Genomic DNA, 23,678 nt, shown 5'->3' with positions numbered 1-23,678 from the left:
CCTCGCATTTCCCATCCCTGACCGACCGCACCATGGCCATCTCCCGCAAAACACCACCTCCCGGCGAAGCCGCAACCGCGGGAGTCCCGCTGCAGCGGCCGCCTTCCGAAATCCTCCATGCCGCGGAACTGGAGCGCCTGCGCGCACAGGACACGGACCCGCGCCCGCCCGGCTGGTCGCTGGGCCTGCGCGCCGCACGGGCCTTCATCCTGGGCGATGCGGCGCTGGGCATCGCCCCCAAGATCGTCGCGCCCGTGGCAAGCATCGAACGCATGCTGGTCACGCTGGCCACCGGCCGCGGGCTGATGCTCGTGGGCGAGCCCGGCACGGCCAAGTCGCTGCTGTCGGAGCTGCTCGCCGCGGCCGTCTCGGGCGTCTCCACGCTGACCATCCAGGGCGGCGCCTCGACCACCGAGGACCAGATCAAGTACGGCTGGAACTACGCCCTGCTCATCAACGAAGGCCCCAGCCCGCGCGCGCTCGTGCCCGCACCGCTCTACCAGGGCATGCAGCAGGGACGCATCGTGCGGTTCGAGGAGATCACGCGTGCGCCGCTGGAGGTGCAGGACTGCCTGCTGGGCATGCTCTCCGACCGCGTGATGGCGGTGCCCGAGCTGGCGGGCGAACACGCCATGCTCTACGCCCGCGAGGGCTTCAACATCATCGCCACGGCCAACACGCGGGACCGCGGCGTGAACGAGATGAGTGCCGCGCTCAAGCGCCGCTTCGACTTCGAGACCGTCTTCCCGATCCTCGACTTCGACCGGGAGCTGTCGCTCGTGCAGGACGCCAGCGCGCGGCTGCTCGCGCAAAGCGGCATCCCGCACGCCGTGCCGGCGCCGGTGCTGGAGCTGCTCGTGTCCACCTTCCGAGACCTGCGCGGTGCACCGGCCGACGGCCAGCGCGGCGCGCCGCCCGATGCGGCCATGGACCGCCTGAGCGCCGTGATGTCCACCGCCGAGGCCGTGAACGTGGCCCACGCGGTGGGCGTGCGCGCCTGGTTCCTGGAGCGGCGCGAGGGCTCGCCCGCCGATCTGGTGGACTGCATCGCCGGCACCATCGTCAAGGACAACGCCGACGACCGCGCCAAGCTGCGCCGCTATTTCGAGCAAAAGGCGGCCAAGCGCACGGGCGGGCATTGGCGCGCTTACTACGAAGCGCGCCACCGGCTGCCGTGAAGGCCGGCACGGCGCCGCCCGCCGACCCCGTCATCCTCGGCGTGCGCCACCACAGCCCCGCCTGTGCGCGGCTGGTGGCGGCGCGCATCCGGGCGCTGCGGCCCGCGTTCGTGCTGATCGAGGGGCCCGCGGATTTCAACGACCGGCTGGACGAGCTCTACCTGCCGCACCGCCTGCCGGTGGCGATCTACAGCTACCTGGCGCGCGGCGGTACGCACCGCGGATCGTGGACGCCCTTCGCCGATCACTCGCCCGAATGGCAGGCGCTGCAGGCCGGGCGGGAAACCGGCGCGCAGGTGCGCTTCATCGACCTGCCCGCCTGGCACGACGCATTCGCCCATCTCGAGAACCGCTACGCCGATGCGGCCGATGCCGAGCACCAGGCGCGGGCCGAGGCCTACGAGCGCGCGCTGGCGGACCAGCTCGCGGTGCAGGGCCGCGACGCGCTCTGGGACCACCTCTTCGAAGACGCGGGGCCGGAGGATGCGCAGGCCGGATGGGACGACGTCGATGGCCTGGCGCTGCGCCTGTCCACGTACTTCGGCCACCTGCGCGGCGAGGGGGAGGCGGGCTCGCTCGGCAACCAGGCGCGCGAACAGATGATGGCGCGCTGGATCGCCTGGGCCATGGCGCAGGACCGCGGCGCCGTGCTGGTGGTGTGCGGCGGCTACCACGCCCCCGCGCTCGCGCGGCTCTGGCGCGGCATGCCCACCGGCGAGCCGGAAACGCCGCAGCCTGCGGAAGACCCCGAAGACACTATCAAAAATATAGCAAACCACCCAATTACCACTAAGGCATCGGCACGATTTGGCTCTTACATCGTGCCCTACACCTTCCGGCGGCTCGATGCCTTCGCGGGCTATGCGTCGGGCATGCCGTCGCCGCAGTACTACCAGTGGCTCTGGGAGCACGGGGCCGAGGGCGCGGCCCGCGAGTTGCTGCGCGGCGTGGTGCAGCGCCTGCGCGAGCGCCAGCTGAGCGCCTCCACCGCCGACCTGATGGCCGTGCATGCGCGCGCGCTGGGGCTGGCGCGGCTGCGGGGGCACCGCCAGCCGTTGCGCTCGGACTGGCTCGACGCCCTGGCGGGCGCCTTGGTGAAGGAGGCGCTCGACGCCCCCCTGCCCTGGACCTACCGTGGCCCGCTGCGTGCCGGCACCGCCCCGGTGCTGGTGCAGGCGATGGACGTGCTGGCCGGCGACACGGCGGGCCGCCTCGCACCGGGCACGCCGCAGCCGCCGCTGGTCGCGGCCGTGCGGGCCGAGCTGGCCGAGCAGGGCCTGCCGCTGCGTGGCACCGTCACGCTCGACCTGCTGCAGGAAGGCGACCGCGCCCGCAGCCGCGTGCTGCACCGGCTGGCCCTGCTGCAGCTGCCGGGCGTGGTGCGCACGCGCGGCCCGGCGATGGCGCTGTCGGGCGAACGCGGCGAGGCCTGGAGCCTCAGCGAACCGCTGGAGCAGCAGGCCGCGCTCATCGAGGCGGGCGCCTGGGGCGCCACGCTGGAAGACGCCGCGCGGGCGCGCCTGGAAGACCGGCTGCGCCAGGCACGCGGGCGCATCGCGCCGCTGGCCGAAGGCCTGAACAGCGCGGCCTGGGCCGGCCTTGCGGACCTGAGCGACGGGCTGCTGCGGGACATCGGCGACGCCATCGCGCAGGAGCCGCGTTTCGAGGCGCTGGCCCCCGCGCTGGGGCTGCTGCACACGCTGCTGCGCCACGGCCAGATGCTCGGCATGGCCGGCGCACCCGTGCTGCGCATCGCGGTGGAGGCCGGCTTCGACCGCGCGCTCTGGCTGCTCGAAGCCCCCGCCGCGGTGGCCACCGCCGACACCGAAGACCATCTGCGCGGCCACCGCGCGCTGCAGCGCATCGTCGCCGACACACTGGCCGACCTGGAAGACGGCACGCCCCATCCGCTCGCGCTGGAACCCGCGCGCGCCCTCGCGGTATGGCAGCGCAAGGCGGCCGACCCGCAGGCCGCACCGGTCAGCCGCGGCGCGGCGCTGGGCGCGGTGCTGGCGCTGTCGGGCCGCCTGGGCGGTGGCTCGGAAGGCGGCGATGCCGCCACCCCCGAAGCCGGCGTGGAGGAAGCCATGGACCTGCTCGCCGCCATGACCGCCGCCACGCTGGGCGACGCCCTCGCCGGCCTTTTGGCGCTGGCGCGCGAGGCGCTCGCCACCGAAACGGCCTTCGCCGCCGGCATGGACCGCCGCATCCGGGCGCTGGACGACGAAGACTTCGTGCAGGCCCTGCCGGCGCTGCGGGCCGCCTTCGCCTGGCTGCCACCGCGCGAGCGGGGCCAACTCGCCGGGCAGGTGCTGTCGCTGCACGGCGCGCAGCACCTGCCGCGCCGCACCCTCACGGCCGCGACCCCGGGCGCCCTGCCCCCCGAAGCACTGGCCCGTGCCCGCGCCGGCGAAGCCGCGGCCGCGGCGCGGCTGGCCGCGTGGGGCATCGACGCCGGCACCGGAGCCCCTGCATGACACCGCTGACCATCCCTGACCCCCTGCAGCGCTGGCGCCTGTTGCTCGGCGAGCCGGCGGAACCCGCGTGCGGCGCGCTCGGCGATGCCGCGCAGGCGGCCGATGCGGCGCTCGAATGGCTCTACGGCCGCGACAGCGATCGCGCCGAGCGCGGCGAGCGCAGCGCGGGCCTGGGGCCCTCGGCGCTCAGCACGCCGGACTGGATCAACACCATCCACACGCTCTTTCCCAAGGAAGTGATCGAGCGGCTGGAACGCGATGCGGTGGAGCGCTACGGCATCGACGAAGTGGTGACCAACCTGGAGGTGCTGGAACGCATCGAGCCGTCCGAATCGCTGCTGCGCGCGGTACTGCATACCAAGCACCTCATGAACCCGCAGGTGCTGGCCGCCGCCCGCCGGCTCGTGGCCGAGGTGGTGCGGCGCATCATGGAAAAACTCGCCACCGAAGTGCGCCAGGCGTTCAGCGGCAGCCGCGACCGGCGCCGCCTCTCGCGCATGAAAGTGGCGCGCAACTTCGACTTCCGGCGCACCCTGCAGGCCAACCTGCGGCGCTGGGACGCGGCGCGCGGCAAGCTCTACGTGGAGCGGCCCATTTTCATCAGCCGCACGCGGCGGCATGCCGAGCCGTGGGACATCGTGCTGCTCATCGACCAGAGCGGGTCGATGGTGGACTCCGTCATCCACAGCGCGGTGATGGCCGCCTGCCTTTGGCAGCTGCCGGGCATGCGCACGCGGCTGGTGGCCTTCGACACGCAGGTGGTGGACCTCACGGCCGATGTGTCCGACCCGGTGGAGCTGCTCATGAAAGTGCAGCTGGGCGGCGGCACCGACATCGCCCGGGCCGTGGCCTATGCGCAATCGCTCGTCGCCAACCCGGCCCGCACCATCGTCGTGCTGGTGAGCGATTTCTACGAGGGCGGCGACCCCGGAGAACTCGTTCGCCGCGTGAAGGCGCTGACCGGCGCGGGCGCGAAGGTGCTGGGCCTGGCCGCGCTCGACGCGCAGGCCGAGCCCGCCTACGACCGCGAGATGGCCGCGCGCCTCGTGAAGGAAGGCGCGCAGGTCGGCGCCATGACCCCGGGCCAGCTCGCGGGCTGGCTGGCCGAGAAGGTGCAGGCATGAACGCGCCGCTGCGGGCCGACCTACTCGAACTCACCCCGGAGGCGCTGACGGCGCTGGCCAACGCGGGCTTCGTCAAGCGCGCGCAAAAGGACGTGGCGGCCCAGGTGCTGCCACGGCTGGAGACCGAACCCGACGGCACCGTGCGCGCGGAATTCGACGACGGCGCGCGCACGCGGCTGCCGCCGGGCCGCACGCTGCGCGATGCCGCATGCACCTGCGCCGCGAGCGGCATGTGCCGCCACCGCGTGATGCTGGTGCTGGCCTATCAACAACGGCACGGCACGGCGAACGCCCCTGCGGTCGATGCGTCCACGGCCGCAGCGCCGCCCACGGAACCGGGGGGCGCCTGGAGCCCCGCGCATTTCGACGACGCGGCGGTGTCGGCCAGCGTGGCGCCCTCGGTGCTGGAGCAGGCCGCGCGGCTGGCGGCCTCGCGCCCCGTGGTGGCGGTGCAGCCATGGCGGGGCCCCGCCTCGCCGCCCACGGCCCGGTTGCCGATGTGCACCGTGCGGTTCTTCTCGCGCAGCTCGCTCGTGCATGCGCGCTGCGACTGCCAGCAGGGCAGCGGCTGCGCGCATGTCGTGGTGGCGCTGTGGGCGTTCCGCGCCGCGGGCGATCTGCCCGCGGGCGGCGACGAAACCATGGTGGAAGTGCCGCCGCGCGCGGGCCCCGGGCAGGCCGGTGCCGGCACCGATGGCGGCAGCGGCGCCGCGGCGGCACCCGCGCACCTGCAGTCCCCCGAGGCGCTGCGCCTGCGCGAGGCGCTCGATGCGGTGCTGCTGTCGCTGTGGCTCGACGGATCGGCCCAGCCCACGATGGCCCTGGCAGCGCGCTTCGAAGCGCTGCGCGCGCAGGCGCAGGCCCTGGGCTGGCGCTGGGTTGACGACGGGATCGCGGAGCTGTGGCTGCTGCTGCAATCCCTGCAGGCCCGCAGCAGCCGGCACGACCCGCTGCGCCTGCTGGCCGTGGCGGCCGAGCTGTGGGCGCGCCCGCGCGCCGCGGCCCACGCCGAGGCCGCGGGCGCGGACAGGACGGGGGCCGCACGCCCCGCGCTGCATGCCAGCCAGATCCTCGGCGCGGGCGTGAAGGGCGAGGTCGCGCTGGACCACATCAAGCTCGTCTCGCTGGGCGCCGCGCTCTGGTCCGACGCGGCGGCCGAAGGCGCCAACGTGCTTTTCGCCGATCCGGACACGCAGACCGTGACGGTGCTGGAACGCCAATGGCCGCGCAGCGAAGGCGCCGGCGGCCCCGCGCAGGCCCTCGCCGGACGGCGCGTGGCGGGGTTTCCGCTGCGGCAGATCGCGACGGGGCAGGTCATCACCAAGACCGCCACGCGCCGCGCCAACGGCCTCATCGACATCACCGCCGGGGCACGCCAGACCGGCGTGATGCCGCTCTCGCCCGCGGCCTGGGACGAGCTGGCCCCGCCCTTGCGCCAAGCCAGCGTGCAAGCGCTGCGCGAGCGCCTGCGCGCCGCGCTTCCCGATTTCGTGCAGCCGCGCCAGGCCGCCACCGGCGCGGCCAGCGGGGCATCGGGCGCGCTGCATGTGGTGGCGCTCGAAGGCGGCATGCAGGTGCAGGACTGCGAGTGGGATGCGGCCGAGCAGGTGCTGCATGCGCGCATCGTGGACGCGCAGCACGAGGACGCCGGGCCTGCACTGCACCTTGCGCTGCCGCACCGTGCGGCCGCGCCGGGCGCCGTGGACGCGCTGGCCCGCGCGCTGGCGGGCGAATGGGGGCCGCTGCGCGCGGTGGCCGGGCCGGTGGCGCTGCGCGGCGGCGAGGCGGTCATGCAGCCGCTGGCCCTGCTCACCCAGCAGCGCGCCGTGGTGCCGCAGATCGAGCCGCCAGCCACCCAGCCGCTGGCGCTGCGCACCTGCGCCGATGCGCCCACACCCGTGCAGGCCCTGCTCGACGAAACCCTGCAATCGCTGGCCCAGTGGCTGCGCCAGGGCCTGCGCCACCAGCCAGGCGGGCTGGATGCGCGCGCGCAGTCTCAGGCCCGGCAGCTGCGGCAAGGCGGCCTGGACCGCGGCGCCGCGCTGCTCGAAAGCCTGGGCGGGCACCTGCGGTCGGCCGACCGCGGACCGCTGCTGGCAACGCTCTCCACACTGGCACTGCTGTTGCAGGCCCAGGGCGGCTGAGGCGGCCGCAAGACCGCGCGGGCACCCCTGCCAGCGGGTGCAGGCGCGTCACGCGCACGCACGCCGCATGCCGGCTGAAAACCTGCAGAAAGCCCGCCGATGGCCGGCGCATCTGTCCGACTCGCCCGTTTCACATCAATTTGAATGATAATTATTCTTAATCAAATGGATCCGCTTCTTTTCCATCGCCTGGTCCGGCGGCCTTCCGGCTGGCCGGCGGCCTCTTCCTCGCCCCTCCTCTCCCGCATTTCCATGGTCCACACCCGTTCCGACGCGGCGCACTCGCCTGCCCACGCCACTCCTTTCCTGCGCCCTTTCCTGAGCCCTTCGCTGGCCCGCTCCCCCGCACGCACCCTGTGCCGCTGCGCACTCACGCCGCTGGCGCTGTGCCTGTCGCAGGCCGCCATGGCCCAGGCCAGCGCGGACGCGACGCCGCAACTGCAGGAAGTGCGCATCAATGCCAGCACGGAAAAGGACGTGGGCTTCGCCCCGGTGGAAGCCCAGACGGCCGGCAAGGCACCCATGCGCCGGCTGGAAACCCCGCAGTCGGTGAGCGTGGTCACGCGCGAGCAGATGGAGTCGCGCCAGATCGCGAACCTGCAGCAGGCGCTGCAGACCGTGGCCGGCGTGAGCCCGGTCAACTTCGGACGGCGCGGCTTCGACGACATCAACATCCGGGGCTTTCGCTCCACCGAATCCATCCTCATCGACGGCCTGGTGCAAAGCCCCGGCATGTGGACGCGCCTCACGCCCTACGGCTACGAGCGCTTCGAGGTGCTCAAGGGCGCGGCCTCGGTGCTGTACGGGCAGGTGCAGCCCGGCGGCATCGTCAACGCCATCAGCAAGCGGCCCAAGCGCGATGCTTTGAGCGAAGTGGGCGTGGAGGTGGGCAGCTTCGGCCAGCGCACCTTGCAGGCCGACATCAACCGCCCGCTGAACGAGTCGGGCAAGGCGGCGTTCCGCATCAACGCCCAGGTCTCGAACAGCGACGATCCGACCGACTTCGTCTACCGGCGCGACCGCTGGATCGCGCCTTCGCTGTCGCTGGACCTGGGCGCGCAGACCGATCTGGTGCTGTTCGCCACCTACAGCCAGAGCAACTGGATGCGCCAGCAGGGCATCACGCCCTACGGCACGGTGCTGCCCAACCGCAACGGCCCCGTGCGGACCACGCTGTACACGGGCGATCCGAGCTTCGGCGGCTACGACATCGAAAGCACCTCGGTCGGCTACGCGCTGGAGCACCGCTTCTCGCCGCAGATGACGCTGCGCCAGAACGTGCGCTACGAATCGGAGAAGGGCAATGGCAACTTCGTCTCCAACCTGGCGCTGCAGTCCAATCAGCGCCTGCAGAACCGGCAGGCCACGCGCCAGTACCTGGATGACGACATGCTGGCCACCGACACCTCGCTGCTGTCGCAGTTTGCCGCCCTGGGCGTGCAGCACCGCCTGGTGACCGGGCTGGACGCACGCACCAGCCACAGCTGGCAAGGCCAGCGGCGCTGCACCATCGGCGCGCTCGACCTGTTCAATCCGGTGTACGGCGCGGCCACCACCTGCCCGGCCGCCTACACCAGCAACGCACCTGAAAAGCTCAGCGTGATGGGCCTGTACGCGCAGGACCAGATCAAGTTCAACCCGCAATGGACGGCCCTGGTCGGGCTGCGCCGCGACTGGTCGGACAACCAGATCGACGACCGCCTGGCCAACCGGCAGACGCGCCAGAAAGACTCCGCCACCACCCTGTCGGCCGGACTGGTGTACGAGTTCACGCCCGGATGGGCCGCCTACGCCAGCTACGGCGAATCGTTCCTGCCCGTGTCGGGAACCAGCTTCGGCGGCTCGCCCTTCGCGCCGGAGACCGGCAAGCAATGGGAAGCGGGCCTGAAGTACGAGGCACCCGGCGGCGGGCTCACCGGGGCGCTGGCGCTCTTCGACCTCAAGCGCCGCAACGTCACCACCGCCGACCCGGCCAACACCGGCTTCAGCGTGCAGACCGGCGAGCAGCGCGCGCGCGGGCTGGAGCTGGAAGTGGGCGCCGAACTGCTGCGCAGCCTGAAGCTGACGGGCGCCTACACCTATACCGACACGAAGGTCACGCACGACAACAACGCCGCCATCGTGGGCCTGCCGCTGAACCTCACGCCGCGCCACACGCTGGCCCTGTGGGCCACCTACAAGCTGCCGCAGATGCCGCAGATCACCCTGGGCGCCGGCGCCCGCTACGTGAGCGAGCAGGTCGGCTCGTACCCCTTCACCCTGCCCGCCTACACCGTGGCGGACCTGTCGATCGGCTATGCCGGCTCCAACTACCGCATCACCGCGGGCGTGAAGAACGTGTTCGACAAGGCCTACTACGACGGCGCGATCAACGCCAACGTGGTGTCGCCCGCCCTGCCGCGCAGCTTCAGTGTGGGACTGACGTACTTCTTCTGAAGACCTGGAGACCGACGGAAGGGCGTTGTTGCCCGCCGCCCGCATGGGAACTGGCCGCCGCCCGCGCCGTGCCCAGCCCCTGCCCCTCGAACCGCCGGCTCGCGCTCCATTCGTGGGCCGGCATCGCTATGGGCCAATCGTTGCTTGTCTCCATTTATTCATAGATATTTATTTTTTCGAATTAATCGTCTATCTATGCAAATTTTTTGACTATTTTTCCCTCATCCCCGGCCAAGCCATTGATTCATAGGTTTCTATTTTTAGGCATTTTCACTAACATCTATGAATGCCGAGACAGAACACCCCTCCCGCAGACTATCCCCAGGCCGTACTGCAGCAGATCGAGCAATTGGCGCAGAACATCGTCATCGCCCGCAAGCGCCGCAGGGAAACGCAGGCGCAGTGGGCCCAGCGGCTGGGTGTGTCGCAGCCGACCATGGCCCGCATCGAGCGGGGCGATCCCTCTGTGGCGATGGCGTCGTATGTCATGTGCCTGTGGCTCATCAACCAGGCGCAGGGGCTGGCCGATCTGGTTGCCCCGCAGAACGATCTCGCCTCGCTGGAGCGCGAAGTGGCAAGGGCACGCCCCAAACCCCGGTCTCCGGCCAAGCAAGAAGACAGGGGCAGGAAAGCGGCGGCCCAAGGCCGTGCAAAGCGCCCCCCCTCCACCTTGAAGGCAGGCGCTGCGCCCGACAGCGGGGCTCCCCATTCGCCCCCCAGGGTGGCGAACCGGCCATCCGCATCGTCCAGAGAAGCCTTGCGCGGCGTTCCTGTGCCGGACAGGAAAGTGGAGATCGAAAAAGCCCTGCGGGATTTCGCTGAAGAAAAACGGCGAGCTGAGCGATTTCTGCCCAATGCCGCTTCAGGCCTGGCCGCCCTGATCGCCGGCATCAAGAAAGAGCGGCCATGACGCTGCCAAGAGGGGTCACGCCCCGTACCTACGCGCCGCAGGACACGCTCTGCGTCTGGACCCTGGTCAACCCGGCCGCCCCCGTGCTGACAGGCTCCGTGGCCCTGTCGCCGCTGGTGCCCAACTGCGCCACCTTCACCTACGCCGCGGACTGGTGGGAATTCGCGCTGAGCGAAGACCTGCCGCTCATCGCGGGCCAGACCTTCAGCGCAGGGCACAAGGACACCGCCCCCGGCGCCATCGACGACGCGCGGCCCGACCGGTGGGGCGAACGCATCATCCGCCACATCGACCGGCCCGCGCGCCTGTCGATTTTGGAGATGCTGCTGTTCGCCGGGGACGACCGTTTCGGTGCCTTGGGCATCTCCACCTCCGCCGAGCGCTACGTGCCCCGGCGCATCGGGCCCTATCCGCAGCTGCGCGATCTGGCCTCGCTGGCGCAGGCCGTGGAAGACGTGCAGACGCAAGCACCCATCACGCCGGACATCCAGCGCCTGGTGCAGCCCGGCGTCACGCTGGGCGGCGCACGGCCCAAGGCGCTGCTGCAGACCGACAAAGGCCCCTGCGTGGTCAAGTTCAGCGAATGGGACGACGCCGTGGACACGCCGCTGATCGAACACGCCACCATGACGCTGGCGGCGCAGGCCGGCATCCACGTGGCCACCACCGGCGTGCTGCCCCTGCCCTCGCGGCACGCGCACGGCAAGCGGCGCCATGCGCTGACCATCGAGCGCTTCGACCGGCTCGACATCGGCGGGCAGACCCTGCGGGTGCATTGCCTCTCGGCCCGGACGGCGCTGGCGGCGGCGGGCCTTGCGGAAAGCTACGGGGCGCTGGCCACCGTGCTGCGGCGCCACGCCCATCCGGACCGGCAGAAAGCCCAGCGCGAAGAGCTGTTCCAGCGCATGGTGTTCAACATCCTCATGGACAACACGGACGACCACGAACGCAACCACTGCCTGCGGCTGGGCTGGGACGGGTACTACGAGCTGTCGCCCGCGTTCGACGTGGTGCCCACGCTGCAGAACATGGGCTACCAGGCCATGGTGGTCGGCCGGCACGGCGCCGAATCCACGTTGGAGAACGCGCTGACGGACCTGAGCGAGTTCGGCATTCCGCGCGCCCGGGCCATCGAGCTCATCCAGGCCGTGGCACGCACGGTGGACCAGTGGCCGCAGCACTTTGCCGGCCACGGCGTGGACGCGAACGACATGGCACTGCTGCACGCCAGCATCGACCGCGATGCGCTCAAGGCGCAGCGCCAGGCGTTCTGCTGAGTCGGCGCCGGCGCCTGCGACTCAAGCGGCCGGCACCGGCATGAAAAATGCCACCAGCGCAAATTCCACTAGGGCATGTAGCTATTAAAAATATAGCAAATCAATCCACGCTGGCGCCGGACTCCTTCACGACCTTGCCCCACTTGGCACTTTCGGCCTGGATGAAGGCGGCGAACTGCTCGGGCGTCTCGCTCACCGGCTCGGCGCCCTGGTCGGCCAGCTTCTTCTTCGTCTCGGGCTGCGACAGCACCTTGACCAAGGCCTTGTTCAATTGCGCCACGATGGGCGCGGGCGTGCCGGCGGGCGCGAACATGCCAAACCACGACGTGGCCTCGTAGCCGGGCACGCCGGCTTCGGCGATGGTGGGCACGTCGGGCAGCTCGGGCGAGCGCTTGGCCGTGGTCACGGCGATGGGGCGCAGCTTGCCCGAGCGCACGTGCTGGATGGCCGAGGGCATGTTGTCGAACATGATGCCGATCTGGTTGCCCAGCAGGTCGGTCACGGCCGGTGCGCTGCCCTTGTACGGCACGTGCTGCATGTCCACCTTGGCCATGCTCTTGAACAGCTCGCCCGACAGGTGGATGGAGCTGCCGCTGCCGGACGAGCCGAAGTTCACCTTGCCGGGGTTGGCCTTGGCATAGGCGATCAGCTCCTGCACCGTCTTGTAGGGCTGGTTGGGGTTGGCCACCAGCAGATTGGGCACGTTGGCCACGCGCGTGAGCGGCGCGAAGTCCTTCACCGGATCGAACGGCATCTTCTTGTAGAGCGCGGCGTTGATGGCGTGCGTGCCCACCGTGCCCATGAAGAGCGTGTAGCCGTCGGCCGGCGCGCGCGCGGCCATCTGGCCGCCGATGTTGCCGCCGGCGCCGGCGCGGTTGTCCACCACCACCGACTGGCCCAGCTCCGCGGACAGGCCCTGGCCGATCACGCGCGCCAGGATGTCGGTGGTGCCGCCGGCTGCGAAGGGCACGATGATGGTGATGGGCTTGTTGGGGAACGCCTGCGCGAACGCGGTGGGCACCGCAGCGGTGGCGGCCACGGCCAGGGCGGCGGCCAGCAGGGTGCGGCGATGGGCGGCGAAGCGAAGGCTTGGGCGGACGGAAGTCATGTTGTTTCCTCGGATCTCTTTATGGGGATGAAAAGCGGGGCGCGTGGCGGGTGCGGCGCCCGCCAGCGGGGCGCAGCGGCCAACGCCGTTATTCCTGCACGATGGACGACGGGTGGTTGGCCAGCGGCGTCACCTTGATCTGCATGTAGGGGAACAGCGGCAGGCCGCTCAGGATCGTGTGCAGCTCGTCGTTGCTGGCGACGTCGAAGATGCTCACGTTGGCGTATTCGCCGACGACGCGCCACAGGTGGCGCCACTTCCCGCCCTGCTGCAGCTGCTGCGAATATTCCTTTTCCTTGCGCTTGATCTCGTCGGCCACTTCGGGGGCCAGCGTGGACGGGATGTTCACCGTCATTTCAGCCATGAACAGCATCGGTTGCTCCTTGAAAACGAAAAGGGATGGAAAGGGAAGAAAAGAGAGGCGCCTGCGGTCACAGGTGCGGCCAGACCAGCATGGTCACGGCGTAGATCGCGCCCACCAGCAGCATGGAGACCACCGTGTAGCCCATGATGTCTTTCAGCTTGAGCTTGGACAGCGCCAGCGCCGGCAGGATCCAGAAAGGCTGCACCAGATCGTTCCAGCCGTTGCCCAGCATCACCGACATGGCGGTCTGCGCCTGCGAGGCGCCCAGCGTGGTGGCCGCGTTGATCATGAACGGGCCCTGCAGCACCCAGTGCCCGCCGCCCGAAGGCGCGAAGAAGTTGATGACGAACGAACTCACCAGGCCCCACAGCGGCAGCGTGTCGGCGGTGGAGACGCTCACGAACACGTGCGCGATGGACTCCACCAGGCCCGAGCCATGCATGATGGCCATGATGCCGGCGTAGAACGGGAACTGCAGGATGATCCCGCCGATGGTCTTCACGCCTTCATTGACCTTCTCCACGTACTTCATCGGTGTGCCCAGCAGCAGCACCCCGAGGAACAGGATGAAGAAGTTGATCATGTTCAGGTCGAGATTGCCGCCCTGGATGAAGTGCATGGCCACGTACGCCATGCCGCACAGGCCGATCAGCAGGCTCAGCACGCGGCTGTTGTTCAGGCGCCAGGCCAGCGTCTTCTCGTCGCCCAGCAGGTGTTCGGCACTGGCGGGCTTGGGGTCGGCCACGGTGGCCGGGTCCAGTTCCACGACCGGCTCGCCCTTCTTGGGGTGCATGGTGGCGTTGAGCAGCGGCAGCGCGATCAGCACGGCCAGGCTGGTCAGCAGGATGGGCGCGGAGAAGATCGTCTGCGTGAGCGGGATCAGCCCCATGGTGCTTTCGAACGCGTGGCCCTTGGTGGAGATGAGCACGGGGATGGTGGCCGAGAAACCCAGGCTGTACATGGTGAAGCCCGTGTATGCCGCCGCGATGATGAGCGGGTAGTGCACGCCCTTGACCTTGAGCGCCAGCTTGCGCGCCATGATGCCGCCGATCACCAGGCCGAAGCCCCAGTTGAGGTAGCTGCCCACGCAGCCCACGATGGTGGCGACGATGATGGCCTGGCGCGGCGTGTGCACGTGCGAGGCGATGCGGTCGAGAAAGCGGTCCACGATGGGCGCGGCCGCCAGCACGTAGCCCATCACCAGGATCACCGCCATCTGCGTGGTGAAGGCCAGCAGGCTCCAGAAACCCTTGCCCCAGTCCTGCACCACGGCATTGATGGGGCGGTTTTCCACCCCGAAGGCGAGCGCCATGGTCAGCAGCGTGAGCATGATCGCGAAGACGAACGGATCGGGCAGGTAGCGCCGCATCAGTTCGGTGAAGAAGGCGGTGATTTTCGACATGGAATTTGTCTCTTTGGTGTTGTGAGGTTTTGAGAAAACGCGAGGAGGAAGCGCTAGACCCCGGCCACGCCCACGGTCATGCCACCGCAGACGTACAAGACCTGGCCGGTGACGAAGCCGCTGCGCGCATCGAGCAGATAGGACACGGCATGCGCCACGTCGTCCGGCGTGCCCACGCGCTTGACGGGCACCGAGTCGATGATGGCCTTGGTGCGCGGCGCATCGGGCGGGTTGGCGCGGTCGAACAGCTCGGTGCGGATGGGGCCGGGGCCGATGGCGTTGGCCGTCACGCCGTGGCGGCCCAGCTCCAGCGCCCACACGCGCGTCATGCCGATCAAGCCGGCCTTGGTGGCCGAATACGCGGTGCGCAGCTCCTTGCCCAACGCGGCGCGCGAGGACATGTTCACGATGCGCCCGAAGCCCGCCGCCTGCATGCCCGGCAGCAGCGCCTGCATGCACTGCAGCGCGCAGCGCAGGTTCAGCGCCACGGCGAGGTCGAATTGCTCCAGCGTCTGATCCGCGGCTTCGGCAGGCACCACGATGCCCACGTTGTTGACCAGGCGCGTGATGGGCCCGCCCGCCAGCGCTTGCTGCAGTGCCCGCGCGGTGTCGGCGGTGTCGGACAGGTCGGCCTGGATGCCGCCGGGCACGTGGGCGATCGCGCGGTCGATGATGACGGGCTCGTAGCCGTCGGCGCGGCAGCGCTCGGCCGTCGCCGCGCCGATGCCGGCGCCGCCGCCGGTGATGAGAACGCGCTCGCGTGCGGGTGCAGTGGTCATGGAAGGTCTTTCTTCTTCAGGGAATGCAGGGGCGCGTGGGGATTACAGGTAGCTCTGTCCATCGACGTAGGCCTTGCGCCAGCGCGTGAGCGTGACGCGCTCGAACAGACCCGCGGCGTGGAACGGGTCGGATTCGATGAAGCGCTGCGCCTCTTCGCGCGAATCGAGCGCCACCACGTACAGGCCGCCCCCCAGATCCTTGCCGTCGTCGGCCAGCTTGGCGCCGCAGGCCAGCAGCAGGGCCTTGTGCTGGTCGAGGAACGCCAGGTGCGCGGCCCGCGTGGCCTGGCGCACGTGCTGGTGATCGGGTTTGTCGAAGGTCTCGATGATGAAAGGCACAACAGTCTCCGTGTGCACGGCGGTCCGGCACATTGCAAACGCCGGTCAACCGGCTTCAGGGGATGGATTTCCGCGCAGTGCGCACTGCGCGGAACGGGGTGACGGTCAGGGCTTCAGACGGTGGCGACCGGCGTCACGGGCGAGGCGATGGCCCCGGGCAAATTCAACGGCGGCGCCGTCAGCAGGAATCGCGAGCGGTGGCGCGCGCGCAGCCACGCGGCCAGCGGCGTCAGGTGCCACAGCTCGCCCAGGTGCACGCCCAGCTTGAACAGGCAGTGCTCGTGCAGCGGCAGCGCGGCGCAGCAGGCCGGGCCCGCCTTGGCGGGGAAGGCCTCGACGGCGTAGTTGTCGGCGGCGATGGCGGCGAGCTGGCTGTCGGTGATCCACTGCAGCAGCCTGTCGTCGCGCCCGTCCAGCACGGCGCAGCTATCCGCCAGCACGGCCGGATCGGGGTGCCTGCGCATGCCCAGCACCACGTCGGCAAAACCCGTGTGCAGGCAGACGATGTCGCCCGGCTCCACCGCCACGCCGTCGGCCTCCAGCACGCGCATCAGCGTGTCGTAGCCGACCACGGTGCGGGCATCGCCCAGGTGCGCGCGCAGATCGATCATCACGCCGCGGCCCTGCACGCCCGTGCGGGCCATGCCCTCGATGCCCAGCGCATGCGCGGCCGAGGTGCTGGTGGCCGCGCCCGGCGCGGCGGGCACGCCGGCATCGCGCACGTCGTCCGGGCCCACAATGTCGCGGCCGGCGGCATAGCCGTTGTAGTACAGCGCTTCGGGCAGGCCGTCGCCATTGGCGTCGAACATCGAGCCCGCGTGCGCCAGGCCATCCCACTGCGTGGAGTACTGCAGGTGCAGGATGGCCAGGTCGTCCGACAGCACGTCGGTGCGGCCCGGCTCCAGCGCACCCAGCAGGCAATTGAAGTTGACCAGCCCCTTGCGCAGCAGCGGCCGCAGCACGGGCGGCTGGCGATTGGGGTTGAGGGCATTGCCGCCGGGATAGTCCAGCGGCAGGCTCAGCGCGAAGGCCAGGCCCTCTTGCACTTCGGCCACGCCCTGGCGCACCTTTTCGGGCGTGAGCAGGTTCAGACGGCCCAGTTGGTCATGGGGGCCGAAGTCGCCCCAGGTGGATCCGGCGGGCCGGTGCTGCCAGCGGGGGTTGGTGGGCTGCGGGTCCATGCGGTCTCGGTCTCTTCTCTTCGTGCCCGCGGCTCAGCGCGCCAGGAAAGCGGCCAGCGCGGCGTCGAACGCGGCCGGCGCTTCCAGGTTGGACAGGTGCGAGGCCGGCACCTGCGCCAGCTGCGCGCCCGCGATGATGGCCTGCATGGCCTGCGCATCGGCCAGCGTGGTCACCGGGTCGGCGCTGCCGGCGATCAGCAGCGTGGGCACGCTGATGGCACGGATGGCGCTGCGCAGGTCGGCCTGGGCCAGGGCCTCGCAGCAGGCGGCATAGCCCTCGGGGGCAATGCCGGCGATCCAGCCCTGGGCGCGCGGCACCACGGCGGGCTGCGCAGCCACGAAGGCATCGGTGAACCAGCGGCTGGGCGACGATGCGGCCAGCTCGGCCATGGCCGCCGTGCCCTTTTCGCGGACCAGCGCGGCGCGCGATGTCCAGCCCTCGGCCGTGCCGATCTTCGCGGCGCTGTTGGCCACCACCAGGTGGTTCAGCCGCGCGGGGGCATTCACGCCCAGCCACAGGCCGGTGAGGCCGCCCATCGAGATGCCGCAGAAGCTGGCGCGCTCGATGTCCAGCGCATCGAGCAGCGCCAGCACGTCGCTGCCCAGCTGGTCGACCGTGTACGGGCCGGGCGAGGCCACGCTCGCGCCGTGGCCGCGCGTGTCGTAGCGCAGCACGCGGTGCGTCGTGGCGAAGCGCGCGGCTTGCGCGTCCCACATCTCCAGGGTGGTGCCCAGGGAGTTGGACAGCACCAGCACGGGTGCGCCTTCGGGACCGTCGAGGCGCACGCGGAAGGCGCCGGCGGGGGTATGGAGGGTGGCGGTGGACACGGGCTTGATTTCCTGGGGTTTGGCAGCGGGCCGATCAGACGCGTTCAAGCACCACGGCGATGCCCTGCCCCACGCCGATGCACATGGTGGCCAGCGCGTAGCGCCCCCCCGTGGCATGCAGGCGGTTCACGGCCGTGGTGGCCAGGCGCGCGCCACTGGCGCCCAGCGGATGGCCCAGCGCGATGGCGCCGCCCCAGGCGTTCACGCGCGCGTCGTCGTCCTGCAGGCCCAGTTGGCGCAGCACGGCGATGCCTTGCGCGGCGAAGGCCTCGTTGAGTTCGATCACATCGAGCTGATCGAGCGTGAGGCCCGTCAGCTGCAACACCTTCTGCGTGGCCGGAGCGGGGCCGATGCCCATCACGCGCGGGGCCACGCCGGCCGTGGCCATGCCGACCACGCGGGCCTTCGGCGTGAGGCCGTGCCGGGCGGCGCTCGCCTCATCGGCCAGCAACAGCGCGCAGGCGCCGTCGTTCACGCCGCTGGCGTTGCCGGCCGTCACCGTGCCGCCTTCGCGCACCACGGGCTTGAGCTTGGCGAGCGCTTCCAGGCTGGTCTCGCGCGGGTGCTCGTCCTGGTCCACGGTGACGGGCTCGCCCTTCTTCTGCGGCACCTGCACGGGCGTGATCTCGCGTGCCAGATGGCCGGCCTGCTGGGCGGCCACGGCCTTGCGCTGGCTGGCGAGGGCCATGCGGTCCTGTGCTTCGCGCTCGATGCCGTAGTCGTCGGCCACGTTCTCGGCCGTCTCGGGCATCGAATCCACACCGTACTGCGCCTTCATGAGCTTGTTGACGAAGCGCCAGCCGATAGTGGTGTCATACACCGCATTGGCGCGGCTGAAGGCGGTTTCGGCCTTCGGCATCACGAAGGGGGCGCGGCTCATGCTCTCCACGCCGCCGGCGATCATCAGGCCCGCTTCGCCGGACTTGATGGCGCGCGCGGCCGTGCCCACGGCGTCCAGGCCCGAGCCGCACAGGCGGTTGATCGTGGCGCCGGGCACGTCGATCGGCAGGCCGGCCAGCAGCGCGGACATGCGGGCGACGTTGCGGTTGTCTTCGCCGGCCTGGTTGGCGCAGCCGTAGAGCACGTCCACCACGGCGGCCCAGTCCACGTTCGGGTTGCGGGCCATCAGCGCCTTGAGCGGGATGGCGCCCAGGTCGTCGGTGCGCACGCTGGACAGGGCACCGCCGTAGCGGCCGAAGGGCGTGCGGATGGCGTCGCAGATGAAGGCTTGCGTCATGGTCTTTGTCTCCAGGGTGTTGGTCGGAAAAGGCGCCGCGGCGGCCGGTGTCAGGCGTGCGATGGCCGGATGGGCAGGCCCACGAGGCGTTCGAGTTCGGCATGGTCGAGGCCCGGCACGGCATCGATGAGCACCAGGCCCTCGGGCGTGCAGGCCAGCGTGGCCAGGTCGCTGTAGATGCGCTTGACGCAGCCGATGCCGGTCAGCGGGTAGGTGCATTGCGGCACGACCTTGGACTGACCCTGCTTGGTGAGCAGGTCCATCATCACCCAGGTCTGCTTGGCACCGATGGCCAGGTCCATGGCGCCGCCCACGGCGGGGATGGCGCCGGGCTCGCCCGTGCTCCAGTTGGCCAGGTCGCCCGTGGCGCTGACCTGGAAGGCGCCCAGCACGCAGATGTCCAGGTGGCCGCCGCGCATCATGGCGAAGCTGTCGGCATGGTGGAAGTACGCACCGCCCGCCAGCAGCGTCACGGGCTGCTTGCCGGCGTTGATGAGGTCGTAGTCCTCGTCGCCCGCGGTCGGCGCCGGGCCCATGCCCAGGATGCCGTTCTCGCTTTGCAGGATGACTTCGCGGCCCGGCGGAATGTGGTTGGCCACCAGCGTGGGCTGGCCGATGCCCAGGTTGACGTAGGCACCGTCGTGGATGTCCTGCGCCACGCGGGCGGCCAGTTCGTCTTTGCTTCTTTTTTGATAGCTGCTCACGCTAGCTCCTGTTGCGCTGGGGGCCATTTTCATGCTGACTTCTTGAAGCCGCCGGCCTGCGTGGCCACGCGGTCGATCCTCACCACGTGGCTCACGTAGATGCCGGGCGTGACGATGGACTCGGGGTCGAGCGCGCCCAGCTCCACCACCTCGTGCACCGTGGCCACGGTGCGCCGCGCGGCGGTGGCCATGACGGGGCCGAAGTTGCGGGCGGACATGCGGTAGGTGAGGTTGCCCCAGCGGTCGCCCCGCTCGGCCTTGATCAGCGCCACGTCGCCCTGGATGGGGTACTCCAGCACGTACTGCTTGCCGCCGATCTCGCGCGTCTCCTTGCCCTTGGCCAGCTCCGTGCCGTAGCCCGTGGGGCAGAAGAAGGCACCGATGCCGGCCCCGGCCGCCCGCAGGCGCTCGGCCAGGTTGCCCTGGGGCACCAGTTCCAGCTCCAGCTGGCCGGACCGGTACAGGCCGTCGAACACGTGGCTGTCCACCTGGCGCGGAAAGCTGCAGATGATCTTGCGCACCCGCCCAGCCTTGAGCAGCGCGGCCAGGCCCGCATCGGCGTTGCCGGCGTTGTTGTTCACCACGGTGAGGTCGCGCGCGCCCTGATCGATCAGCCCGTCGATCAGTTCGCCGGGAATGCCGGCGGTGCCGAAGCCGCCGATCAGCACGGTGGCGCCATCCTGGATGCCCGACAGGGCCTGGGCCACGGAATCCGCAATCTTGTTGATCATGGGGAAAGGAGAAGCCTAAAGGTGAGAATTCGGGTCCCGCCTCAGCGGCGGGATGTTTGTTCGCATATAGAACAAATGTTCGTATAATGAATTTTAGGACCAAATGCTTATGAGCGATACCCCCGCGGAGACTGGTGATAACCCTAGGCCGGGCGACAGCTATGTGCAGTCGTTCGCCCGTGGGCTGGAGGTGATCCGCTCGTTCAGCGCCACCGCGCCGCAGCAGACGCTGAGCGAAGTGGCCGCCCGCACGGGCCTCACGCGCGCCGGGGCGCGGCGCATCCTGCTCACCTTGCAGACGCTGGGGTATGTGGAAAGCGATGGGCGGCTGTTCCGGCTGACCCCGCGCATTCTGGACCTGGGCTTTGCCTACCTGTCGTCCATGCCGATCTGGGATCTGGCCGAGCCGACGATGGAAGCGCTGGTGGATCAGGTGCACGAATCCTGCTCGGCCGCCGTGCTGGACGGCAGCGACATCGTCTACGTGCTGCGCGTGCACACCCACAAGATCATGAGCACCAACCTGGGCGTGGGCTCGCGCCTGCCCGCCTTCTGGACGTCGATGGGCCGCGTGCTGCTGGCCGGCCAGCCCGATGCCGACGTGGCCGCCCTGCTGCCGAGGGTGCCGCGCCAGCGGCTCACGCCTCACACCCTGCTGGACGACGACGCCCTGCTCGCCGCCGTGCGCCAGGCCCGGGCGCAGGGCTGGTGCCTGATCAACCAGGAACTGGAAGAGGGCCTGATCTCGGTCGCCGCACCGCTGCGCAACCGGGCGGGTGAAACGGTGGCGGCACTCAACATCAGCGGGCAGGCCAACCGGACCAGCGCCGAGATGATGCAGACCGAGTTGCTGCCGGCCCTGCTCAAGGCCGCCGAAGCCATTTCGCGCACGCTGGGCACCCGCCGCTGACACGCCGGCCGCTGTGGAATTTTTCCCACAGCCGGCCGGCGCAGCCGCCAAAAAACAGGCGGCGCTCAGGGCCCCTGGCAATTAGTGGTTACGATTAATGACAAATAGGCAGCTTGCTGTTGCCATCTCTCCAATCGGTCATTTCCAGAAGTCCCTTCCATGAAAAATCTCAAACTGGGCGTGCGCCTGGGCCTCGGCTTCGGCGTGGTGCTCCTGCTCATGGCAATCATCACCGGCATGAGCCTGTTCCGCCTCGCCGACCAGGACGAAGCCTCGCAGCAACTCATCACCGACCTGTACCCCAAGGCCGCGGCCAGCCAGCAGCTGTCCTACCTCACCATGGACACGGCACGCGTGGTACGCAACCTCATCATCCTGGCCGATGAAAAAGCCATGGTGCCCAACAAGGCGGCGCTGGACAAGAACGTCGCATCGATGGGCACGCTCATCGGCACGCTGGAAAAACTGGCCGACACCGCAGAAGAACGCGCGCTCATCCAGGACATCAAGACCCAGAGCGCAGCCTTCATCGCATTCAGCCAGGATGTGGGCGCCCTCGGCGTGCAGAACAAGAACGAGGAGGGCCAGCAACTGCTGTTCGGCCCCCGCTACGCCATTCAGGGCACCTTCCTGGCCACCCTGAAGAAGATGGTGGACCTGCAGGAAAAGAACATGCAGGACGGCGGCGCCGCAGCCCACGCCGCTTACCTCACCGCCCGCACGATCGTCTGGGTGGTGGCGCTCATCGCCGCGCTGATCGGTGCGGTCTGCGCTTTCTTCATCACGCGTTCCGTCACGGCCCCCTTGCAGGACGCCGTGGACGCCGCCGACCGCGTGGCCGACGGCAACCTGAGCGTGCCGATCGTTTCCCAATCCAGGGACGAAACCGGTGCCCTGCTGACTGCCCTGCAGCGCATGCAGAGCAACCTGGTGCAGACCGTGGGCACCGTGCGCGGCAATGCCGAGAGCGTGGCCACCGCCAGCGCGGAGATCGCCCAGGGCAACAATGACCTGAGCCAGCGCACCGAGCAGCAGGCCTCGGCCCTGGAAGAGACGGCCGCGTCCATGGAGGAACTGGGCAGCACCGTGCGCCAGAACGCCGACAACGCCCGCCAGGCCAACCAACTCGCGCAGGATGCAAGCGACGTCGCGGTGAAGGGCGGCGAGGTGGTCAACCAGGTGGTGGACACCATGAAGGGCATCAACGACAGCTCGCGCAAGATCTCGGACATCATCTCCGTGATCGACAGCATTGCCTTCCAGACCAACATCCTGGCGCTCAACGCCGCCGTGGAAGCCGCCCGCGCGGGCGAGCAGGGTCGCGGCTTCGCCGTGGTGGCCAGCGAGGTGCGCAGCCTGGCCGGACGCTCGGCCGATGCCGCCAAGGAAATCAAGAACCTCATCAGCGCCAGCGTGGAGCGCGTGGAACAGGGCACGGCCCTGGTCGACCAGGCCGGTGCCACCATGCAGGAGGTGGTGACCTCCATCCGCCGGGTGACCGCCATCGTGGGCGAGATCAGCGCGGCCAGCCGCGAGCAGAGCGATGGCGTCGCCCAGGTCGGCGAAGCCGTGGTGCAGATGGACCAGGCCACCCAGCAGAACGCCGCCCTGGTCGAGCAAAGCGCGGCCGCAGCCTCGGGCCTGCGCGTGCAGGCGGACCAACTGGTGCAGGCCGTGGCCGTGTTCAAGCTGGCCCCCGGCAGCGGCATGGCAGCGCCGCGCCCTGCGGTAATGGCCCCGCCTGCCTCGGCGCCGGTTCGCCCGACGGCCGCCTTGCCCGCACAGGCGGCCACAGCAGCCCGGCCCACGCCCAAGACCGCGCCCTCCCAGCTGTCGGCTCCCGCCGCCAAAGCGCCGGCGGGCAAGGCCCCCGCGGCCCCCAAGGCCCCCGCCCCGAAGCCCCGCGCCATCGCCGCGCCCCCCGCCGCCGCAGCAGCAGCGCCCGCAGCAGGCGGCAAGCACAACGCCGACGACTGGGAGACCTTCTGACAGCTTGCGGCCGGCCGCGCCGGCGATGCGGGGCGCAGCGGCGCACCGCATGCCGGAATGCACGGTTTCCTCCCGTGCAACCCCTGCCTGAAACCCGCTTTGCCCGTGCTACGCTGGCTGCCATGTTCAATCCGTCCCAAGCCGATGTGCGGCGCTTTTTCTGCGCCGTGTACGCCAAATCCCAGGCCGGCCAGCCCATGGAAGCCATCGAGACCCTGGCCAGCCTTTGGATCGCAGAGCACCCCGAATACCACGCCGATCTGGCCGATGTCGATGCAGCCCTGGCCCGCAACTACGACGAGACGCCGGACCGCACCAACCCCTTCCTGCATCTGTCCATGCACCTGTCGATCAGCGAGCAGTGCAGCATCGACCAGCCCCGCGGCATCCGCCAGGCGGTCGAACTGCTGGCCGCCCGCAAGGACTCGCTGCTCGATGCGCACCATGCCGCCATGGAATGCCTGGGACAGATGCTGTGGGAAAGCCAGCGTTCCGGCCGCCCGCCCGATGGCGATGCATATGTCGCCTGCGTGCAGCGGCGCGCCACCCGGGACTGAGGG

General features: G+C 70.0%; 20 protein-coding genes. 10 read left to right on the top strand and 10 right to left on the bottom strand.

What is annotated here, in order from left to right; translation table 11 throughout:
- The first annotated feature begins 32 nt into the window (after window positions 1-32).
- The 7 genes from R1Z03_RS01585 to R1Z03_RS01555 all read left to right on the top strand — a co-directional run bounded on the left by R1Z03_RS01585 (window position 33) and on the right by R1Z03_RS01555 (window position 11,546).
- Complete coding sequence (locus R1Z03_RS01585; protein WP_284393350.1) at window positions 33-1,178, top strand: AAA family ATPase; 1,146 nt, start codon at window positions 33-35, stop codon at window positions 1,176-1,178.
- Window positions 1,175-3,655: a DUF5682 family protein gene (locus R1Z03_RS01580; protein WP_317356283.1), complete on the top strand. Its 2,481-nt coding sequence runs from the start codon at window positions 1,175-1,177 to the stop codon at window positions 3,653-3,655. The genes R1Z03_RS01585 and R1Z03_RS01580 overlap by 4 nt, the downstream gene beginning before the upstream one ends.
- The gene (locus R1Z03_RS01575; protein ID WP_272549053.1) at window positions 3,652-4,779 is read left to right on the top strand and encodes a VWA domain-containing protein; all 1,128 of its coding nucleotides are present in this window, start codon (window positions 3,652-3,654) and stop codon (window positions 4,777-4,779) included. Before R1Z03_RS01580 ends, R1Z03_RS01575 begins: the two co-directional genes overlap by 4 nt.
- Window positions 4,776-6,923: an SWIM zinc finger family protein gene (locus R1Z03_RS01570; protein WP_317356282.1), complete on the top strand. Its 2,148-nt coding sequence runs from the start codon at window positions 4,776-4,778 to the stop codon at window positions 6,921-6,923. The genes R1Z03_RS01575 and R1Z03_RS01570 overlap by 4 nt, the downstream gene beginning before the upstream one ends.
- 405 nt (window positions 6,924-7,328) lie before the next feature.
- A complete protein-coding gene (locus R1Z03_RS01565) occupies window positions 7,329-9,359 on the top strand; it encodes a TonB-dependent siderophore receptor (protein WP_317360187.1) in 2,031 nt (676 codons plus the stop codon).
- Window positions 9,360-9,708: 349 nt separating this feature from the next.
- A complete protein-coding gene (locus R1Z03_RS24915; protein ID WP_372588225.1) occupies window positions 9,709-10,269 on the top strand; it encodes a helix-turn-helix transcriptional regulator in 561 nt (186 codons plus the stop codon).
- Window positions 10,266-11,546: a type II toxin-antitoxin system HipA family toxin gene (locus R1Z03_RS01555; protein WP_317356281.1), complete on the top strand. Its 1,281-nt coding sequence runs from the start codon at window positions 10,266-10,268 to the stop codon at window positions 11,544-11,546. The genes R1Z03_RS24915 and R1Z03_RS01555 overlap by 4 nt, the downstream gene beginning before the upstream one ends.
- Before the next feature lie 100 nt (window positions 11,547-11,646).
- On the opposite strand, the gene R1Z03_RS01550 is transcribed toward R1Z03_RS01555, so the two are convergent.
- The 10 genes from R1Z03_RS01550 to R1Z03_RS01505 all read right to left on the bottom strand — a co-directional run bounded on the left by R1Z03_RS01550 (window position 11,647) and on the right by R1Z03_RS01505 (window position 20,219).
- The gene (locus R1Z03_RS01550) at window positions 11,647-12,654 is read right to left on the bottom strand and encodes a tripartite tricarboxylate transporter substrate binding protein (protein WP_284429374.1); all 1,008 of its coding nucleotides are present in this window, start codon (window positions 12,652-12,654) and stop codon (window positions 11,647-11,649) included.
- Between the two features lie 88 nt (window positions 12,655-12,742).
- Window positions 12,743-13,027: a muconolactone Delta-isomerase gene (gene catC / locus R1Z03_RS01545; protein ID WP_272565052.1), complete on the bottom strand. Its 285-nt coding sequence runs from the start codon at window positions 13,025-13,027 to the stop codon at window positions 12,743-12,745.
- 58 nt (window positions 13,028-13,085) lie between these two features.
- Window positions 13,086-14,420: a TIGR00366 family protein gene (locus tag R1Z03_RS01540; protein ID WP_317356278.1), complete on the bottom strand. Its 1,335-nt coding sequence runs from the start codon at window positions 14,418-14,420 to the stop codon at window positions 13,086-13,088.
- A 53-nt stretch (window positions 14,421-14,473) separates the two neighbouring features.
- A complete protein-coding gene (locus tag R1Z03_RS01535; protein WP_284393332.1) occupies window positions 14,474-15,199 on the bottom strand; it encodes an SDR family oxidoreductase in 726 nt (241 codons plus the stop codon).
- Between the two features lie 42 nt (window positions 15,200-15,241).
- Window positions 15,242-15,538: a YciI family protein gene (locus tag R1Z03_RS01530; RefSeq protein WP_284393330.1), complete on the bottom strand. Its 297-nt coding sequence runs from the start codon at window positions 15,536-15,538 to the stop codon at window positions 15,242-15,244.
- 113 nt (window positions 15,539-15,651) lie between these two features.
- On the bottom strand, window positions 15,652-16,719 hold the full coding sequence (locus R1Z03_RS01525) for a cyclase family protein (protein WP_284405378.1): 1,068 nt from the start codon (window positions 16,717-16,719) through the stop codon (window positions 15,652-15,654).
- 33 nt (window positions 16,720-16,752) lie between these two features.
- Entirely contained in the window at window positions 16,753-17,547 is a 795-nt protein-coding gene (gene pcaD, locus R1Z03_RS01520) for a 3-oxoadipate enol-lactonase (protein ID WP_317356275.1), read from the bottom strand.
- A gap of 34 nt (window positions 17,548-17,581) precedes the next feature.
- Window positions 17,582-18,784 (bottom strand): 3-oxoadipyl-CoA thiolase, encoded by a 1,203-nt coding sequence (gene pcaF, locus R1Z03_RS01515; protein ID WP_272565059.1) that lies wholly within the window; start codon window positions 18,782-18,784, stop codon window positions 17,582-17,584.
- Window positions 18,785-18,834: 50 nt separating this feature from the next.
- Window positions 18,835-19,488, bottom strand: a complete 654-nt coding sequence (locus R1Z03_RS01510; protein WP_317356273.1) for a 3-oxoacid CoA-transferase subunit B — start codon at window positions 19,486-19,488, stop codon at window positions 18,835-18,837.
- 29 nt (window positions 19,489-19,517) lie between these two features.
- Window positions 19,518-20,219, bottom strand: coding sequence for a 3-oxoacid CoA-transferase subunit A (locus R1Z03_RS01505; RefSeq protein ID WP_317356271.1), 702 nt, complete (start codon window positions 20,217-20,219; stop codon window positions 19,518-19,520).
- 109 nt (window positions 20,220-20,328) lie between these two features.
- On the opposite strand from R1Z03_RS01505, the gene R1Z03_RS01500 reads away from it, so the two are divergent.
- The 3 genes from R1Z03_RS01500 to R1Z03_RS01490 all read left to right on the top strand — a co-directional run bounded on the left by R1Z03_RS01500 (window position 20,329) and on the right by R1Z03_RS01490 (window position 23,675).
- A complete protein-coding gene (locus R1Z03_RS01500) occupies window positions 20,329-21,129 on the top strand; it encodes an IclR family transcriptional regulator C-terminal domain-containing protein (protein WP_317356270.1) in 801 nt (266 codons plus the stop codon).
- A gap of 159 nt (window positions 21,130-21,288) precedes the next feature.
- The gene (locus R1Z03_RS01495; protein ID WP_317356269.1) at window positions 21,289-23,118 is read left to right on the top strand and encodes a methyl-accepting chemotaxis protein; all 1,830 of its coding nucleotides are present in this window, start codon (window positions 21,289-21,291) and stop codon (window positions 23,116-23,118) included.
- A 122-nt stretch (window positions 23,119-23,240) separates the two neighbouring features.
- Window positions 23,241-23,675: a DUF1841 family protein gene (locus R1Z03_RS01490; protein ID WP_284393307.1), complete on the top strand. Its 435-nt coding sequence runs from the start codon at window positions 23,241-23,243 to the stop codon at window positions 23,673-23,675.
- Window positions 23,676-23,678 lie beyond the last annotated feature (3 nt).

Origin of the sequence: Acidovorax sp. BLS4, assembly GCF_032929295.1 — a bacterium.
Classification (GTDB): Bacteria; Pseudomonadota; Gammaproteobacteria; order Burkholderiales; family Burkholderiaceae_C; genus Paracidovorax.
Note: the sequence above shows the minus strand (reverse complement) of the source record. Positions and strands in the feature narration are given on the sequence as shown.